This window comes from Pseudomonas sp. MF08831, from assembly GCF_059862645.1.
In genome coordinates, this window is record NZ_JCBCUX010000012.1 from 59,482 (window position 1) to 75,207 (window position 15,726).

The following is a 15,726-nucleotide window of genomic DNA, read 5'->3' on the forward strand; positions in this document are numbered from 1 at the left end:
CGCTCTAGACGGGCACAAGCCTGTAACATGGCGACCCATTGCCGCCCGCACTGGAGCCCTGCCCTTGCCCGTCCTCGATGAAATCGATCGCCAACTGATCGCCGCCTTGCAGATCAACGCCCGTGAAAGCGTGGCCATGCTCGCCCGACAGTTGGGCATCGCGCGCACCACGGTGACGTCGCGCCTGGCGCGCCTGGAGAAAACCCAGGTGATTACCGGTTACGGCGTGCGCCTCGGGCAGCGTGTGGTCGATGGTGGCTTGCAGGCGTATGTCGGGATCACCGTGCAAGCGCGCTCGGGCAAGGAAGTGTTGCGTCGGTTGAGTGCAATGGCGCAGGTGCAGCAGCTGTGTGCGGTGAGTGGCGAATTTGATTACGTGGCCTGGCTGCGCACCGATTCACCGGAGCAACTGGATCAATTGCTGGACCAGATCGGCAGTGTCGATGGCGTGGAAAAAACCACCACGTCGATCATCCTCAGTAACAAATTGGACCGTGGTCAGCCAGTCTGACCACCTTCTTCGTCACTCTGACTGAAAACAATCCAATACGACGACACTTTGCGTCTTATTAACGAACGCTACGCTCCCTAAACTGGCTGCCATCTTTTCCTATACTCAACGGGCCACATCCCGCCGAGTCGCCAGTAAGGTCAGCCATGAGCATTCCGTCCAGCACCATCAGCAAGACCCATCGCCACCCCGCCGACGGTAAAAAACCCATCACCATCTTCGGCCCGGACTTTCCGTTTGCCTTTGATGACTGGATTGAGCATCCGGCCGGCCTGGGCAGTATCCCGGCCGCCAACCATGGCGCTGAAGTGGCGATTGTCGGTGCGGGGATCGCGGGTCTTGTGGCCGCTTACGAGCTGATGAAGCTGGGCCTCAAGCCAGTGGTGTACGAGGCCTCGAAAATGGGCGGCCGCTTGCGTTCCCAAGCGTTTGAAGGCGCCGAGGGCATCATCGCCGAGTTGGGCGGCATGCGTTTTCCGGTGTCGTCGACCGCGTTCTATCACTATGTGGACAAGCTGGGCCTAGAGACCAAACCCTTCCCCAACCCGCTGACGCCGGCCTCCGGGAGCACGGTGATCGATCTGGAAGGCCAGACCCACTACGCACAAAAACTCTCCGACTTGCCGGTGCTGTTCCAGGAAGTTGCCGACGCCTGGGCCGATGCATTGGAAGCCGGTTCGCAGTTCGGTGACATCCAGCAAGCCATCCGCGACCGCGACGTGCCGCGCCTCAAAGCGCTGTGGAACAAGCTGGTGCCGCTGTGGGACGACCGCACCTTCTATGACTTCGTCGCCACATCCAAGGCCTTTGCCAAACTCTCGTTCGCGCACCGCGAAGTGTTTGGCCAGGTAGGTTTCGGCACGGGTGGCTGGGACTCGGATTTCCCCAACTCGATGCTGGAAATCTTCCGCGTAGTGATGACTAACTGCGATGACCACCAGCACCTGGTGGTCGGCGGCGTGGCGCAAGTGCCCATGGGCATCTGGCGCCACGTACCCGAGCGTTGTGCGCACTGGCCGGCCGGCACCAGCCTCAGCTCGTTGCATCGCGGCGCGCCGCGGGCCGGTGTGAGCCGCATAGCCCACGCCGCCGATGGCCGCTTCGCCGTGACCGACAACTACGGCGACACCCGTGAATACGCCGCCGTGCTGACCACCTGCCAAAGCTGGCTGTTGACGACCCAAATCGAATGCGACGAAACCCTGTTCTCGCAGAAAATGTGGATGGCCCTGGACCGCACACGCTACATGCAATCGTCGAAAACCTTCGTGATGGTCGACCGCCCGTTCTGGAAAGACAAAGACCCGGAAACCGGTCGCGACCTGATGAGCATGACGCTCACCGATCGCCTGACCCGTGGTACCTACCTGTTCGACAACGGCGACGACAAGCCCGGCGTGATTTGCCTGTCGTATTCGTGGATGAGCGACGCGCTGAAAATGCTCCCGCAGCCCATCGATAAGCGCGTGAAGCTGGCCCTGGATGCGTTGAAAAAGATTTACCCGAAAGTCGACATCAAGGCGCGCATCATCGGCGACCCGATCACCGTGTCGTGGGAAGCCGACCCGCATTTCCTTGGGGCTTTCAAGGGCGCGTTGCCCGGCCACTATCGTTACAACCAGCGGATGTATGCGCACTTCATGCAGAAGGACATGCCCGCCGAACAACGCGGGATTTTCATCGCCGGTGACGACGTGTCCTGGACGCCTGCCTGGGTCGAAGGCGCGGTGCAAACCTCGCTGAACGCGGTGTGGGGCATCATGACCCACTTCGGCGGCAGCACGCATCCCGAGAACCCAGGGCCAGGTGATGTCTTTGACGAAATCGGCCCGATCGCCCTGGCCGATTAAGGAGTTGAGCATGCGCGTTGCCCTGTACCAATGCCCGCCGCTGCCACTGGATGTGGCCGGTAACCTCAAGCGCCTGCACCAACTGGCGCATGAGGCCTCGGATGCCGATGTGCTGGTGCTGCCGGAGATGTTTCTCAGCGGCTACAACATCGGCGCCGAAGCGGTCGGCGCCCTTGCCGAACCTCAGGATGGGCCATCTGCGCAAGCGATTGCCACACTGGCCAAAAGCGCCGGGCTGGCGATTCTGTACGGCTACCCGGAGCGGGCCGAGGACGGGCAGATCTACAACGCCGTGCAGTTGATCGACGCCCACGGCCAGCGCCTGTGCAACTACCGCAAGACCCACTTGTTTGGCGACCTGGACCACTCGATGTTCAGTGCCGGGGAAGATGATTTCCCGGTGGTGGAATTGAACGGCTGGAAGCTTGGCTTCTTGATCTGCTACGACCTGGAATTTCCGGAAAATACCCGTCGCCTGGCGCTGGCCGGTGCCGAGCTGATCCTGGTGCCGACTGCCAATATGGTGCCGTTCGACTTTATCGCCGACGTCACCGTGCGGGCGCGGGCCTTTGAAAACCAGTGTTATGTGGCCTACGCCAACTACTGCGGGCAGGAAGGCGAGATTCAGTATTGCGGGCAAAGCAGCATCGCCGCGCCGAACGGCCAGCGCATCGCCCAGGCCGGGCTGGATGAGACGTTGATCGTCGGTGTGCTGGACCGCCAGTCCATCCTCGACACCCGCGCCGCCAACCACTACCTGCAAGACCGCCGCCCCGAGCTGTACGGCGCACTGCACAAGCCCTGACCCAGCCGGTTCGTCAGCGGTTTGATAACATGGCCACCTCCTACGTTTCGGAAGTGCCCATGCCTGCGCCGGCCCACCCTCATCACCTTCACCTGACCCTGGCCAATGGCCTGCGGGTTTCCCTGCGCCATGCGCCACGTCTGAAGCGTTGCGCTGCGGTGCTGCGCGTGGCTGCCGGCAGTCATGACGTGCCCTTGGCCTGGCCGGGTCTGGCGCACTTTCTTGAGCATTTGTTGTTTCTCGGCACACAGCGTTTTCCTGCACATGAAGGGCTGATGGCCTACGTGCAGCGCCATGGCGGGCAGGTCAACGCGAGTACCCAGGAGCGTACGACGGACTTTTTCTTTGAATTGCCGCTGGCGACCTTTGCCGACGGGCTGGAGCGCCTTGCGGATATGTTGGCCCACCCGCGCCTGGCAATTGAAGACCAGTTGCGTGAGCGCGAAGTGTTGCACGCAGAGTTTGTTGCATGGTCCCAGGATGCCCAGGCTCAGCAGCAGGTTGCGCTGCTGGAGGGCTTGGCCGCCAATCACCCACTGCGCGGCTTTCACGCCGGCAACCGAGACAGCCTGCCGGTGGAGCGTGAGGCTTTTCAGCAAGCACTGCGCGCATTTCACACGCACTTCTATCAGAGCGGGCAGATGACGTTGAGCCTGGCCGGCCCGCAGCCGCTGGACGAGCTGCAAGCCTTGGCGCAGCGATTCAGCGAGGCATTGGCCTGCGGGCCTTTGCACCCACAGGCCGAGCCGCCTGCGCTGTTGCCCGATCAAGCCGTGAGTTACCAATACACCGCCGATAATCATCGGCACCACGTCATTGCCTGTGACGTGCCCCGCGAAGCGCTGGATTTTCTCTGCACCTGGCTGAACGCCTCAGCGCCCGGCGGGTTACTGGCCGAGCTGCGGACGCGAAACCTGGCCCACGCACTGCGCGCGTCCGTGCTGTATCACTTCGCCGGGCAAGCGTTGCTGGATATCGACTTTTCCCTCATCGCTCAAGACGGGTCAGCTACTCAGATCGAAACGCTATTGCACGACTGGCTGAGCTTTTTCGCACAGAGCGACTGGACGCCGTTGCGAGAAGAGTTCGCCTTGCTGAACGCTCGCCAGCAGCAAATCCAGGGCGCCCTGGCCCTGGCTCGGAACGACAGCGAGGCTCTATCGGAACAGGGCGTGGCGGCCCTGAAGAACCTGCTCGAGTCACTGCACCTGCCGCCCTCCGAGCACGCTTGGCAGTTGCCGCCCAATAACCCCTTTCTGCGCCCAGCGGTCAAGCAAGAGCGCGCCGGCCTGATTCGCGGCCAGACCAGCGCCCACCGTGGCTTGCGCACGTTCGCCCAGGATCGCTCGCGGGGACGACGGGAAGTGGCGGCGCTGACTTTCAGCCAGGCCTTGGCGGATAGCGCCGATGAAGGCGCGCTGTACCTGCAATGGCGCTTTGATTCGTTGGTACCCGCAGGCCTGGAAAATGCGTTGCAGCCGTTGCGTGAGCAGGCGCGTCAGGCGGGCGTCGAATTGGCCTTCGAAACCCTCGCCAATGACTGGCGGGTGAAAATAGTCGGCCTTCACCAACCAATCGCGGCTATGGTCGAGGCGCTGGCGCTTAACCTGAGCCAGTCCGGTGGGCCGCTGTCGTCACCCGCACAAACACCGATGATTGCCATTCGGGAACTGCTCAAGGCGTTGCCTGCCTGCTGTGCCGGCATCGCTTCCGGGGCCGGCGAGACGCCAGCATCATGGACCACCGCACGCTGGCAGGGCCTGGGAACAGGTTTGCCCGCCGCCAGTGAAGCGGCGATCAAAACCGCAGCCACGCGATTGCCAGGCCAGCCGGCAAGCTTCGAACATACGCCGAAAAGCCTCGACGACCAGCGACTCTGGCACGAAGTGAACACCGACGCCCGCGAAGCCGCGTTGCTGCTGTTTTGCCCAACGCCAAGCCAATCCCTGGCCGATGAAGCGGCATGGCGACTGCTCGGGCATCTGCTTGAGGGGCCGTTTTACCAAAAACTGCGGGTCGAACTGCAAGTCGGCTACGCCGTGTTCAGCGGCATCCGACAGATCAACGGGCAAACCGGCCTGCTGTTTGGCGTGCAATCCCCAAGCGTTTCCTTGGCCGGGATCTTCGAGCACGTGAAGACCTTCCTGGCGCAGCTTCCGGCGTTGATCGACAACAGCGCCGAACTGGGCAACCAAACCCTGGCAGAGCAATTCACGGCCCAGGCATTACCGATTGCCCAAGCCGCCGAGCTGCTCTGGCAGGCGCAGTTGGCTGGCCATTCGTCGGGTTATCTGGCGCCGCTTCAGCAGCTGATCCAAACCTGCACGCGCGAGGATCTGCAACGTGCCGCAGGACAGCTCAATGACGCTGCAGGCGGTTGGCGCTGTGTGGCTAACGGCCCGCCCATCGACGGTTCCTGGCAAACGGCAGGCTGATCATTGCTGGCCCTGCAAAAGGCTTTTGCCACCAAGACAGCGCTAACTTGAAAAGAATTGCGTAACATTCATACGCACACCTCTGAACATCTCCGATTGGAGGTGGACTATATGTATGAGTAGTGAACGTCCCATCCCTTCGTAGGAGTATGAATATGACCTGGTCCAAGCCTGCTTACACTGATCTGCGTATCGGTTTCGAAGTCACCATGTACTTCGCCAGCCGTTGATTGGCTGAGTAATACAACGCCTCGGTTCGCCCGGGGCGTTTTTGTTTTGAGCTTTGCGTGATGGAGCAATCATGTTTGTCCAGATTCTAGGTTCCGCCGCCGGCGGTGGCTTCCCGCAGTGGAACTGCAACTGCGTGAACTGCGCAGGTTTTCGTGACGGCAGCCTGCGGGCCCAGGCGCGCACTCAGTCGTCCATCGCGATCTCCGACGATGGCGTGAATTGGGTACTGTGCAACGCTTCGCCGGATATCCGCGCGCAACTGCAAGGCTTCGCCCCGATGCAACCCGGCCGCGCGCTGCGCGATACCGGTATCAGCGCGATCATCCTGATGGACAGCCAGATCGACCACACCACCGGCCTGTTGAGCCTGCGCGAAGGCTGCCCGCACCAGGTGTGGTGCACCGACATGGTCCATGAAGATTTGAGTACCGGTTTCCCGCTGTTCACCATGCTCACGCACTGGAACGGCGGCCTGGCCTGGAACCGCATCGAGCTGGACGCCAGCTTCACCATCCCGGCCTGCCCCAACCTGCGTTTCACGCCGCTGCCGTTGCGCAGCGCCGCGCCGCCCTACTCGCCGCACCGCTTCGACCCGCACCCAGGCGACAACATCGGCCTGATCGTCGAAGACCTGCGCACCGGCGGCAAACTGTTTTACGCCCCTGGGCTGGGCAAGGTCGACGCGCCGTTGCTGGAGATCATGGCCGGCAGCGATTGCTTGCTGGTGGATGGCACGATGTGGGACGACGATGAAATGCAGCGCCGTGGCGTCGGCACCCGCACCGGTCGCGAGATGGGCCACCTGGCTCAGAACGGCCCCGGCGGCATGCTCGAAGTGCTGGAGCAGTTACCCGAGCAGCGCAAGGTGCTGATCCACATCAACAACACCAACCCGATCCTCGATGAAGACTCCCCCGAACGCGCCGAGCTGGCACGGCGTAACGTCGAAGTGGCTTACGACGGCATGAGCATTGAATTGTAGGAGCAGACCACATGACTGACACACCGCTGACGCCCGCCGAGTTCGAGCATGCCTTGCGTGCCAAGGGCGCCTTTTACCATATCCATCACCCGTACCACGTGGCGATGTATGAAGGCCGCGCCACCCGCGAGCAGATCCAGGGTTGGGTCGCCAACCGTTTCTACTATCAGGTGAATATCCCGCTGAAAGACGCCGCGATCCTGGCCAATTGCCCGGACCGTGAAATCCGTCGCGAATGGATCCAGCGCCTGCTCGACCACGACGGTGCTCCCGGTGAAGACGGCGGTATTGAAGCCTGGTTGCGTCTGGGCCAGGCCGTTGGCCTGGACCCGGACCAGCTGCGGTCCCATGAACTGGTGCTGCCCGGCGTGCGTTTTGCCGTGGATGCCTACGTCAACTTTGCCCGCCGTGCCAGTTGGCAAGAAGCCGCCAGCAGCTCGTTGACCGAGCTGTTCGCGCCGCAGATCCACCAGTCGCGCCTCGACAGCTGGCCGCAGCACTATCCGTGGATCGACCCAACCGGTTATGAGTATTTCCGCACTCGCCTGGGCCAGGCCCGTCGCGATGTGGAGCACGGTTTGGCGATCACGTTGCAGCACTACACCACTCGCGAAGGTCAGGAGCGCATGCTGGAGATTCTCCAGTTCAAACTCGACATTTTGTGGAGCATGCTGGATGCCATGAGCATGGCCTACGAACTGAACCGCCCGCCGTATCACAGCGTGACTGATCAGCGTGTGTGGCATAAAGGGGTCACCCTATGAGCTTTGATCGCAGCAGAACACCGACCTGGCGCCAGGGCTATCGCTACCAGTACGAGCCCGCGCAAAAAGGCCACGTATTGCTCTACCCCGAAGGCATGATCAAGCTCAACGACAGCGCCGCGTTGATCGGTGGTCTGATCGATGGTGAACGCGACGTGGCTGCCATCATCGCTGAGCTGGATAAACAATTCCCCGGCGTACCTGAACTCGGTCAAGACATCGAGGATTTCATGGAGGTCGCCCGTGCTGAGCACTGGATCGAACTTGCCTGAAAAGCCACCTGTTGGCCTGCCGCTGTGGCTGCTCGCCGAGCTGACTTACCGTTGCCCGTTGCAATGCCCGTACTGCTCAAATCCGCTGGATTTCGCCGAGCAGGGCAAGGAGCTGAGCACTGAGCACTGAGCAATGGATCAAAGTGTTTCGCGAAGCCCGGGAGATGGGCGCGGCACAACTGGGGTTCTCCGGCGGTGAACCGCTGGTACGCCAGGACCTCGCCGAACTGATTGCCGAAGCGCGCAAGCTGGGCTTCTACACCAACCTGATCACCTCCGGCATCGGCCTCACCGAGCAGAAAATCAGCGACTTCAAGAAAGCCGGCCTGGACCATATCCAGATCAGCTTCCAAGCCAGCGACGAGCAAGTGAACAACCTGCTGGCCGGGTCGAAAAAAGCCTTCGCGCAGAAGCTGGAAATGGCCCGCGCGGTGAAGGCGCATGGCTATCCGATGGTGCTGAACTTCGTCACGCATCGGCACAATATCGACAAGATCGACCGCATCATCGAACTGTGCATCGCACTGGAAGCAGACTTCGTCGAGCTTGCTACCTGCCAGTTCTACGGTTGGGCGCAGCTCAATCGTGTGGGGTTGTTGCCGACCAAAGAACAGCTGGTGCGCGCCGAACGCATCACCAACGAATACCGGACCAAGCTCGAAGCCCAAGGTCACCCGTGCAAGCTGATCTTCGTTACACCGGACTACTACGAAGAACGCCCAAAAGCCTGCATGAACGGCTGGGGCAGTATCTTTCTTACAGTAACGCCGGACGGCACTGCCCTGCCCTGCCACGGTGCCCGACAAATGCCGGTGCAATTTCCCAACGTGCGCGACCACAGCATGCAGCACATCTGGTACGACTCGTTTGGTTTCAACCGCTTTCGCGGCTACGACTGGATGCCCGAGCCGTGCCGTTCATGCGATGAAAAGGAAAAGGACTTCGGCGGCTGCCGCTGCCAGGCGTTCATGCTCACGGGGGACGCGAGCAACGCCGACCCGGTGTGCAGCAAGTCCGAGCAGCACGGCATCATCCTGCAAGCGCGGGAAGAAGCCGAGCACGCCACCCAAACCATCGAGCAATTGGCCTTTCGCAACGAGCGCAACTCGCGGCTCATTGCAAAAGGCTGACGGTTTTAGCGTTTGGCGATGATGTACACGGCGTGGATGATGCCCGGGAAGTAGCCGCACAGGGTCAGCAGGATGTTCAGCCAGAACGCGCCGGCGAAACCCACTTGCAGGAACACACCCAGTGGCGGCAGCAGAATGGCGATGATGATGCGAATGATGTCCATGGGTCAGCTCCAGAAAGTCGGCTCGTGTGAGCCGTGTAGCTAATCGACCTTGAGCATTCGTGAGGGTTCAGTGGGATCTGGCACTGGGCCACCTTGAAGTGCGCAGACAAAAAAACGCCCCCAGCCAAAAGAATCAGGCTGAGGGCGCCGCGTAGGCCGCGAGACGGTTCTGGAATGTGGGTTAAACGGCGATGCCCTTGCGGCATTGCAACTGCGCGGTGCGCACTCGGGAGAAGGCGCGAGCCAGGCGCAGAAGCATTTCGTCGATATTGCTTTTGCTGACCGTCAAGGCTGGGGTGAAGCGCAGGCAGTTGGGTTGCGGGGCGTTAAGGATCAATCCTTCGTGCAATGCTGCTTTTACGACGGCATCTGCAGAATCATCCGACAACGTCAGGCCCCACATCAGGCCATGGCCGCGCAATTGGCCGTGGTCGTAGCGATAAGCCAGGCGGGCAAGGCCTTCGCCAAGGTAAAGGCCGGACTCGCGCACCTGCTCCAGAAAACCCTCCTCCACCACCGTCTTCAGTACCGCCTCCCCGGCCGCTGCCATCAACGCGTTGCCATGGTGGGTGCCATCCAGCTCGCCCACCTCGAAGCAACAAGCCTTGCCGCGCGCCAGCAGGGCCGCCAACGGCACGCCGCCGCCCAGGCCTTTGCCAAGGGTGATGATGTCGGCGCGCACGCCGTACTGTTGTTCGACGAGCAAGGTGCCGCAACGGCCGATCCCGGTGTGCACTTCATCGAGAATCAGCAGGATTCCCAGCTCGCGGCACAGGCGTTCAACACCTTTGAGGTAGTGCTCGGTGGCGGGGATAACGCCGGCTGCACCCTGAATCGGCTCCAGCATGATGGCCACGGTCTGCGCATCCACCGCCGCGTGCAACGCAGGCAGGTCGTTGAAAGGCACATGGCTGAAACCCGGAAATTGCGGTTCAAAACGGTTGCCACCCGCCCCCGTCGAAGCCGCCATCGCCGCGAAACTGCGGCCATGGCAACCGGTGCTGGCGCTGATGATGTGGTACGCGCCGCCGCGGTGCTGTTGGCCCCATTTACGCGCCAGCTTGATCGCAGCTTCGCAGGCTTCAGCGCCGCTATTAAGCAGGTATCCCTGATCACTGCCCGTGTGATGGCACAACCGGTCGACGAGGTTCAGTTGGTGGCGATTGTGCAAGCCATTGCCGGGGTTGATCAGCGCCTGAGTCTGATCGGCGAGGGCCTTGACCAGCACCTGCGGGCTGTGGCCCAGGCTGTTGGCGGCGCTGCCCTGACTGAAATCAAGGTACGCACGGTCTTCGCTGTCCCAGAGCCAGGAGCCCTGGCCGCGCACGAAGACCTGCGCAGGCCTTGCAACGGTGGGCATCAGGGCATCGCTGGGCAGATCCTCGTGCGGCGCGTCGAGGATCAGATCGTCCAGACTTGGTGCAGGGCGGCGAAACAGATTCACACCTCACCCCCGATGGCAACCTGACCTTGGTCGTAATCCTCTACAAAGACTGCCTTGAGGTTTTTTGTCTTGCCTATGTAAACGCCATCAACATAAACGCTATTCATTGCCAGATCCGGCCCTGTAAGCCTTGCGAATAGGCGCTAGACTAGGCGTCTCGGGGCCCACCGGCCATTTCGATTTTCCAGCTTTTTCGATAAGTAAGTCTTATGGATTTCAAGCAACTGCGTTATTTCGTCGCGGTGTATGAGGAAGGCCATGTGGGCCGCGCTGCGGAGCGTCTGTCGATCTCACAACCAGCCCTGTCGCAACAGATTCGCCAACTGGAGCAGAACCTGGATGTGAGCCTGTTCGAGCGCAGCAGCAAGCGCCTGCTGCCGACGCTGGCCGCGCATACCTTGTACAACCACGCATTGCCGCTGCTCGACGGTATGCAACAAGCCGTCGAAGCCTTGCGCAACTTCAAGGGCCAGGCCATGCGCACTCTGGCCATCGGCGTGCTGCAAACGGTGCACACCAGCCTGGTCCCGCAAATGCTTGAGCGCGTGCGCAAGGCCCAACCGCATCTGGTGGTGCAGATCTACGAATTGACCGGCCTGGAGATTGAACGGCGCTTGCTCAATGGCTCGCTGGACATCGGCATCAGCTACCTGCCGCCGCGCCAGCCAGGGCTGCACGGCGTGCTGTTGTATGAAGACGAATTGAAGGTGGTAATCCCCGAAGACCATCCCCTGCGCGAATTCAAGAAGGTTTCGCTGAAACAGGCGGCCGAATTACCGATGCTGCTTCTGGGAGAGGAGTTTCAGGTGCGGCAGATCTGGCAGGGCCAGCTCGCCAACCTCGGGCGCCGCCCACAGGTGCAGGCCGAACTGAATACCATGGTCGGGATTCTCGACAGCCTGCCCCATACCAAACTGGCCACGGTACTGCCCGGGCGCTCCCAGGATGAGCACAACAGCAAGGCGCTGCTGTGGAAACCCTTGAGCGAGCCCAGGGTGGCGCTGAAAGTGGGCTTGGTGTGCCGCGACGTACAGCGCCAGCAAGCAACGGTGGTGTTATTGCGCACGCTGCTGGAAGACGTGATGAATGCCCCGCAGGCGCCTGCCTGACTTTTTCACGGGCAAAAGAAAACCCCGCCGAAGCGGGGTTTTGCAGACTGTTTCCCTGACATCCATTTCACTCCGCCGTCCTGGCAGAATCCTACGTGTCCGTGTTGTTGCTTTGCGCTTCCTGCGCGACGTCCATGTGAAGTAGATTATCCGTGGATCCAATTTGGCGATAGAGGACGAATAGCAGCACGTCATGTAAGAGAATGCTTACACGCCCTCCAAGCCCTTAGAACAGTGCCTCATCCAGCAAAAACAGTGATTCGCTACCGGCTTTCACCGACGCACTCAGCGAATGGATACGCGGCAGCAGGCGCGCAAAGTAGAAACGCGCCGTGCCCAGCTTGCTCGCGTAGAAGTCTTCCTCCGACTCTTTGCCCCACGCAGCCTTCGCCATGCGGGCCCACATATAGGCGTACGCCATGTAGCCAAAGGCGTGCAGGTATTCCACCGACGCTGCACCGATTTCATTCGGGTTGGTCTTGGCGCGGTCCAGCACCCAGGCTGTCAACTCATCCAGGTTGTCCACCGCCGCGCTCAGCGGACGGGTGAACTCACCCAGTTGGGCGCCCGCGGTGGCAATGAACTGACGGATCTCGTCAGCGAACAAGGTATAGAACGCGCCGTTGCTGCCGACAATCTTGCGGCCCATCAAGTCCAGCGCCTGAATGCCGTTGGTGCCTTCGTAGATCTGAGTGATGCGCACATCACGCACCAATTGCTCCTGGCCCCACTCGCGAATGTAGCCGTGGCCGCCAAACACTTGCTGACCGAGCACGGTGGTTTCCAGGCCCAGGTCGCTGAGGAACGCCTTGGCGACGGGCGTCAACAGTGCCACCAGATTGTCCGCACGCTCACGGGCGGCGGCGTCCTCGCTGAACTTGGCGATGTCCAATTGCGTTGCCACGTACGTGGAGAACGCGCGACCGCCTTCATTCGCAGCCTTCATGGTCAGCAGCATACGGCGCACGTCCGGATGCACGATGATCGGGTCGGCCACTTTGTCTTTAGCCTGGGCGCCGGTCGGTGCACGGCTTTGCAGGCGATCACGCGCATATTCGATCGCGTTCTGATAAGAGCGCTCGCCGGATGCCAGCCCCTGGATACCCACCCCCAGACGCTCGTAATTCATCATGGTGAACATTGCCGCCAACCCACGGTTCGGCTCGCCCACCAGGTAACCCACGGCTTCGTCGAAGTTCATCACGCAGGTCGCAGACGCCTGAATGCCCATCTTGTGTTCGATCGAGCCACAGCTCACCGGGTTACGCGCGCCCAGGCTGCCGTCGGCATTGACCATGAATTTGGGCACCAGGAACAGCGAGATGCCTTTGGGACCGGCCGGCGCATCCGGCAGCTTGGCAAGCACCAGATGGATAATGTTTTCGGTGAGGTCGTGTTCGCCACCGGTGATGAAGATCTTGGTGCCGCTGATGGTGTAGGAACCGTCCGCCTGCGGCTCAGCCTTGGTGCGGATAATTCCCAGGTCGGTGCCCGCGTGTGCTTCAGTCAGGCACATGGAGCCGGCCCACTCGCCGGAATACATCTTCGGCAAGTAGGTGGCCTTGAGTGCTTCACTGGCGTGAGTGTTGATCGACACACAGGCGCCAGAGGTCAGCATCGGGTACAGGCCGAACGCCAGGCTCGACGAGTTGATCATTTCCTCGACCTGGGCCGACACCGCCTTGGGCATGCCCATGCCACCAAAGACAGGGTCGCCGCCTACACCCACCCAGCCACCTTCGGCGTAGGTTTTGTAGGCCTGGGGGAAACCATCCGGCGTGTTGACCACGGTATCGGCCCAACGGCAGCCTTGCTCGTCGCCATTGCGGCTCAGCGGTGCGATGGATTTGGCGGTGACCTTGCCGGCTTCCTCAAGGATCGCCTCGACGGTTTCGGCATCCACGGTGTCTGCCAATGCCGGCAATTGGGCCCAAGTCGTGGCGACCTCAAAGACTTCGTTGAGGACGAAGCGCATATCACGCAGCGGCGCTTTGTAATCAGCCATGGCAAACCTCGTGAGAACGTGAAAAGTAAGTCGGTAGGATCGGTTTTACAGGCTCCGAGTGTACCCGAACAACTTTTCAGACACATAGGGTCCGTTCGTGACTATTAAGTATTTATAAGTCACGCACAGATCTAATGCAGGAGCTGGCTTGCCTGCTCCCACACAAGCCCGCACGCAGTTACCTGCAGAACAATCAGCCGCCTACAGTGCAAACAACTGAGCAGGCAGGCTCATCAGGCACTCGCTGCCCGCCTCCACCGCGGCCCGGTGCGTGGCCGTGCGCGGCAGCAAACGCTTGAAGTAGAAGTCGCAGGTCGCCAACTTAGCCTGGGCAAACTCGGTATCGTCGTGTGCTTGAGCCGCTATCGCCATACGCAACCACAGGTAGGCCAGGATCACGTAGCCGCTGTACATCAAGTAATCCACAGCCGCCGCGCCCACTTCGTCGGGGTTTTTCATGGCGGCCATGCCGACCTTCATTGTCAGCTCGCCCCATTGCTGGTTCAGTTGATCGAGTTGCGCCACATGGGCCTTGAGCTGCGGGTGCTCGGCATTTGCCGCGCAGAATTTATGCACGATTTTGGTAAAACCACGCAGCAGCTTGCCCTGGCTACCCAGCACCTTGCGCCCCAGCAGGTCGAGCGCCTGGATGCCATTGGTGCCTTCATAGATCGGCGCGATCCGCGCATCGCGTGCCAGCTGTTCCATGCCCCATTCGCGAATATAGCCGTGACCGCCGAATACCTGCATGCCGTGGTTGGTCACCTCCAGGCCCGTGTCGGTCATAAAGGCTTTGCAGATCGGCGTGAGAAACGCCAACAGGTCTTCAGCCTCCTGGCGCTGGCCCGCGTCGTTGCTCAGGTGCGCGGTGTCGAGCAATTGCGCGGTGAAATACGCCAGCGCGCGGTTGCCTTCGTTGAAGGCTTTCATGGTCAGCAACATGCGGCGTACATCAGCGTGCACGATGATGGGGTCGGCGGCCTTTTCCGGGGCTTTGGCGCCGGTCAGCGAGCGCATTTGCAGGCGATCATTGGCGTATTTGACCGCGCCCTGAAAGCTCGCCTCGCCATTGCACAGGCCCTGCATGCCAGTCCCCAGCCGTGCGTGGTTCATCATGGTGAACATGCAGTTGAGGCCTTTATTCGCCTCACCAATCAGAAACCCCTTGGCACCGTCGAAGTTGAGCACGCATGTGGCCGAGGCCTTGATGCCCATCTTGTGCTCGATGGAGCCGCAGTGCACCGCGTTGCGCTCACCCGAGTCGGCATGGAACTTGGGCACGATAAACAGCGAGATACCTTTGGTGCCCGCCGGCGCATCCGGCAGTTTGGCCAGCACCAAGTGGATGATGTTCGCACTCAGGTCATGCTCGCCGGCCGAGATGAAGATCTTGCTGCCGGTGACCGCATAACTGCCGTCGGCCTGGGGCACGGCGCGGGTCTTGATCAGGCCCAGATCGGTGCCGCAGTGGGCTTCGGTCAGGCACATGGTGCCGGTCCATTCGCCTGCGGTGAGTTTGGTCAGGTAGGTGGCTTTCTGCTCCTCGGTGCCATGGGCGTGGATCGCCGACATTGCGCCATGGGTCAGCCCCGGGTACATGCCCCAAGACGTGTTGCTGGAGCCGATCATTTCGCTCAACACCAGCCCCAGCGAGTGCGGCAAGCCTTGCCCACCGTAGGCTGGGTCCGCTGCCACGCCATGCCAGCCGCCTTCCACGTACTGGGCGAAGGCTTGCTTGAAGCCCTTGGGTGTGGTGACAACGCCATTGTCGAAATGGCAGCCTTCCTCATCGCCGCTGCGATTAAGCGGCGCAAGCACGTTTTCGCAGAATTTGGCGCCTTCTTCGAGGATCGCACTGACCATATCCGGGCTGGCGTCTGTGGCGCCGAGGGCCGCGTAGTGGCCGTGGAAATCAAACACGTTGTCGATCAGAAAGCGCATGTCGCGCAGGGGAGCTTTGTAGTCAGGCATGGCGATGTCTCCGGCAGCAGATGGTTTAAACCTACTGCCGGCCACGGTCTCGG

Annotated in this window: 13 protein-coding genes and 1 pseudogene; 10 read left to right on the plus strand and 4 right to left on the minus strand. The window is 61.1% G+C overall.

Annotated features, from left to right (window positions below; all coding sequences use genetic code 11):
* Positions 1 to 64: 64 nt before the first annotated feature.
* The 9 genes and pseudogenes from AC19YS_RS22675 (at position 65) to pqqE (ending at position 8,980) form a co-directional block, all read left to right on the plus strand.
* A complete protein-coding gene (locus AC19YS_RS22675; RefSeq protein WP_106575534.1) occupies positions 65 to 511 on the plus strand; it encodes an Lrp/AsnC family transcriptional regulator in 447 nt (148 codons plus the stop codon).
* A gap of 167 nt (positions 512 to 678) precedes the next feature.
* Positions 679 to 2,361: a flavin monoamine oxidase family protein gene (locus AC19YS_RS22680; RefSeq protein WP_119737718.1), complete on the plus strand. Its 1,683-nt coding sequence runs from the start codon at positions 679 to 681 to the stop codon at positions 2,359 to 2,361.
* Between the two features lie 10 nt (positions 2,362 to 2,371).
* Positions 2,372 to 3,166: a carbon-nitrogen hydrolase family protein gene (locus AC19YS_RS22685; RefSeq protein ID WP_200622006.1), complete on the plus strand. Its 795-nt coding sequence runs from the start codon at positions 2,372 to 2,374 to the stop codon at positions 3,164 to 3,166.
* A gap of 59 nt (positions 3,167 to 3,225) precedes the next feature.
* Complete coding sequence (gene pqqF, locus AC19YS_RS22690; RefSeq protein ID WP_200622631.1) at positions 3,226 to 5,601, plus strand: pyrroloquinoline quinone biosynthesis protein PqqF; 2,376 nt, start codon at positions 3,226 to 3,228, stop codon at positions 5,599 to 5,601.
* Positions 5,602 to 5,756: 155 nt separating this feature from the next.
* Entirely contained in the window at positions 5,757 to 5,831 is a 75-nt protein-coding gene (gene pqqA, locus AC19YS_RS22695) for a pyrroloquinoline quinone precursor peptide PqqA (RefSeq protein WP_003194766.1), read from the plus strand.
* A 71-nt stretch (positions 5,832 to 5,902) separates the two neighbouring features.
* Positions 5,903 to 6,814 (plus strand): pyrroloquinoline quinone biosynthesis protein PqqB, encoded by a 912-nt coding sequence (pqqB, locus tag AC19YS_RS22700; RefSeq protein ID WP_106575537.1) that lies wholly within the window; start codon positions 5,903 to 5,905, stop codon positions 6,812 to 6,814.
* 11 nt (positions 6,815 to 6,825) lie between these two features.
* On the plus strand, positions 6,826 to 7,578 hold the full coding sequence (pqqC, locus tag AC19YS_RS22705; protein ID WP_500602700.1) for a pyrroloquinoline-quinone synthase PqqC: 753 nt from the start codon (positions 6,826 to 6,828) through the stop codon (positions 7,576 to 7,578).
* Complete coding sequence (gene pqqD, locus AC19YS_RS22710; RefSeq protein ID WP_017138041.1) at positions 7,575 to 7,850, plus strand: pyrroloquinoline quinone biosynthesis peptide chaperone PqqD; 276 nt, start codon at positions 7,575 to 7,577, stop codon at positions 7,848 to 7,850. The genes pqqC and pqqD overlap by 4 nt, the downstream gene beginning before the upstream one ends.
* Positions 7,822 to 8,980 (plus strand): annotated as a pseudogene (gene pqqE / locus AC19YS_RS22715) (pyrroloquinoline quinone biosynthesis protein PqqE). Before pqqD ends, pqqE begins: the two are co-directional and overlap by 29 nt.
* Before the next feature lie 5 nt (positions 8,981 to 8,985).
* Here pqqE and AC19YS_RS22720 read toward each other — a convergent pair.
* Both AC19YS_RS22720 and AC19YS_RS22725 read right to left on the minus strand, forming a co-directional pair.
* Positions 8,986 to 9,144: a YqaE/Pmp3 family membrane protein gene (locus tag AC19YS_RS22720; protein WP_010207008.1), complete on the minus strand. Its 159-nt coding sequence runs from the start codon at positions 9,142 to 9,144 to the stop codon at positions 8,986 to 8,988.
* Between the two features lie 181 nt (positions 9,145 to 9,325).
* Positions 9,326 to 10,588: an aspartate aminotransferase family protein gene (locus AC19YS_RS22725; RefSeq protein ID WP_500602701.1), complete on the minus strand. Its 1,263-nt coding sequence runs from the start codon at positions 10,586 to 10,588 to the stop codon at positions 9,326 to 9,328.
* Between the two features lie 209 nt (positions 10,589 to 10,797).
* Between AC19YS_RS22725 and AC19YS_RS22730 the strand changes: the two genes are divergently transcribed.
* Entirely contained in the window at positions 10,798 to 11,697 is a 900-nt protein-coding gene (locus AC19YS_RS22730; RefSeq protein ID WP_500602702.1) for a LysR family transcriptional regulator, read from the plus strand.
* Positions 11,698 to 11,923: 226 nt separating this feature from the next.
* Here the strand turns inward: AC19YS_RS22730 and AC19YS_RS22735 are convergent, their stop codons facing one another.
* Positions 11,924 to 13,702 carry an acyl-CoA dehydrogenase C-terminal domain-containing protein gene (locus AC19YS_RS22735; protein ID WP_200622020.1) on the minus strand — a complete coding sequence of 593 codons (1,779 nt, stop codon included), beginning with the start codon at positions 13,700 to 13,702 and terminating at the stop codon, positions 11,924 to 11,926.
* 201 nt (positions 13,703 to 13,903) lie between these two features.
* Positions 13,904 to 15,673, minus strand: a complete 1,770-nt coding sequence (locus AC19YS_RS22740; protein WP_214248161.1) for an acyl-CoA dehydrogenase C-terminal domain-containing protein — start codon at positions 15,671 to 15,673, stop codon at positions 13,904 to 13,906.
* Positions 15,674 to 15,726: the final 53 nt, after the last annotated feature.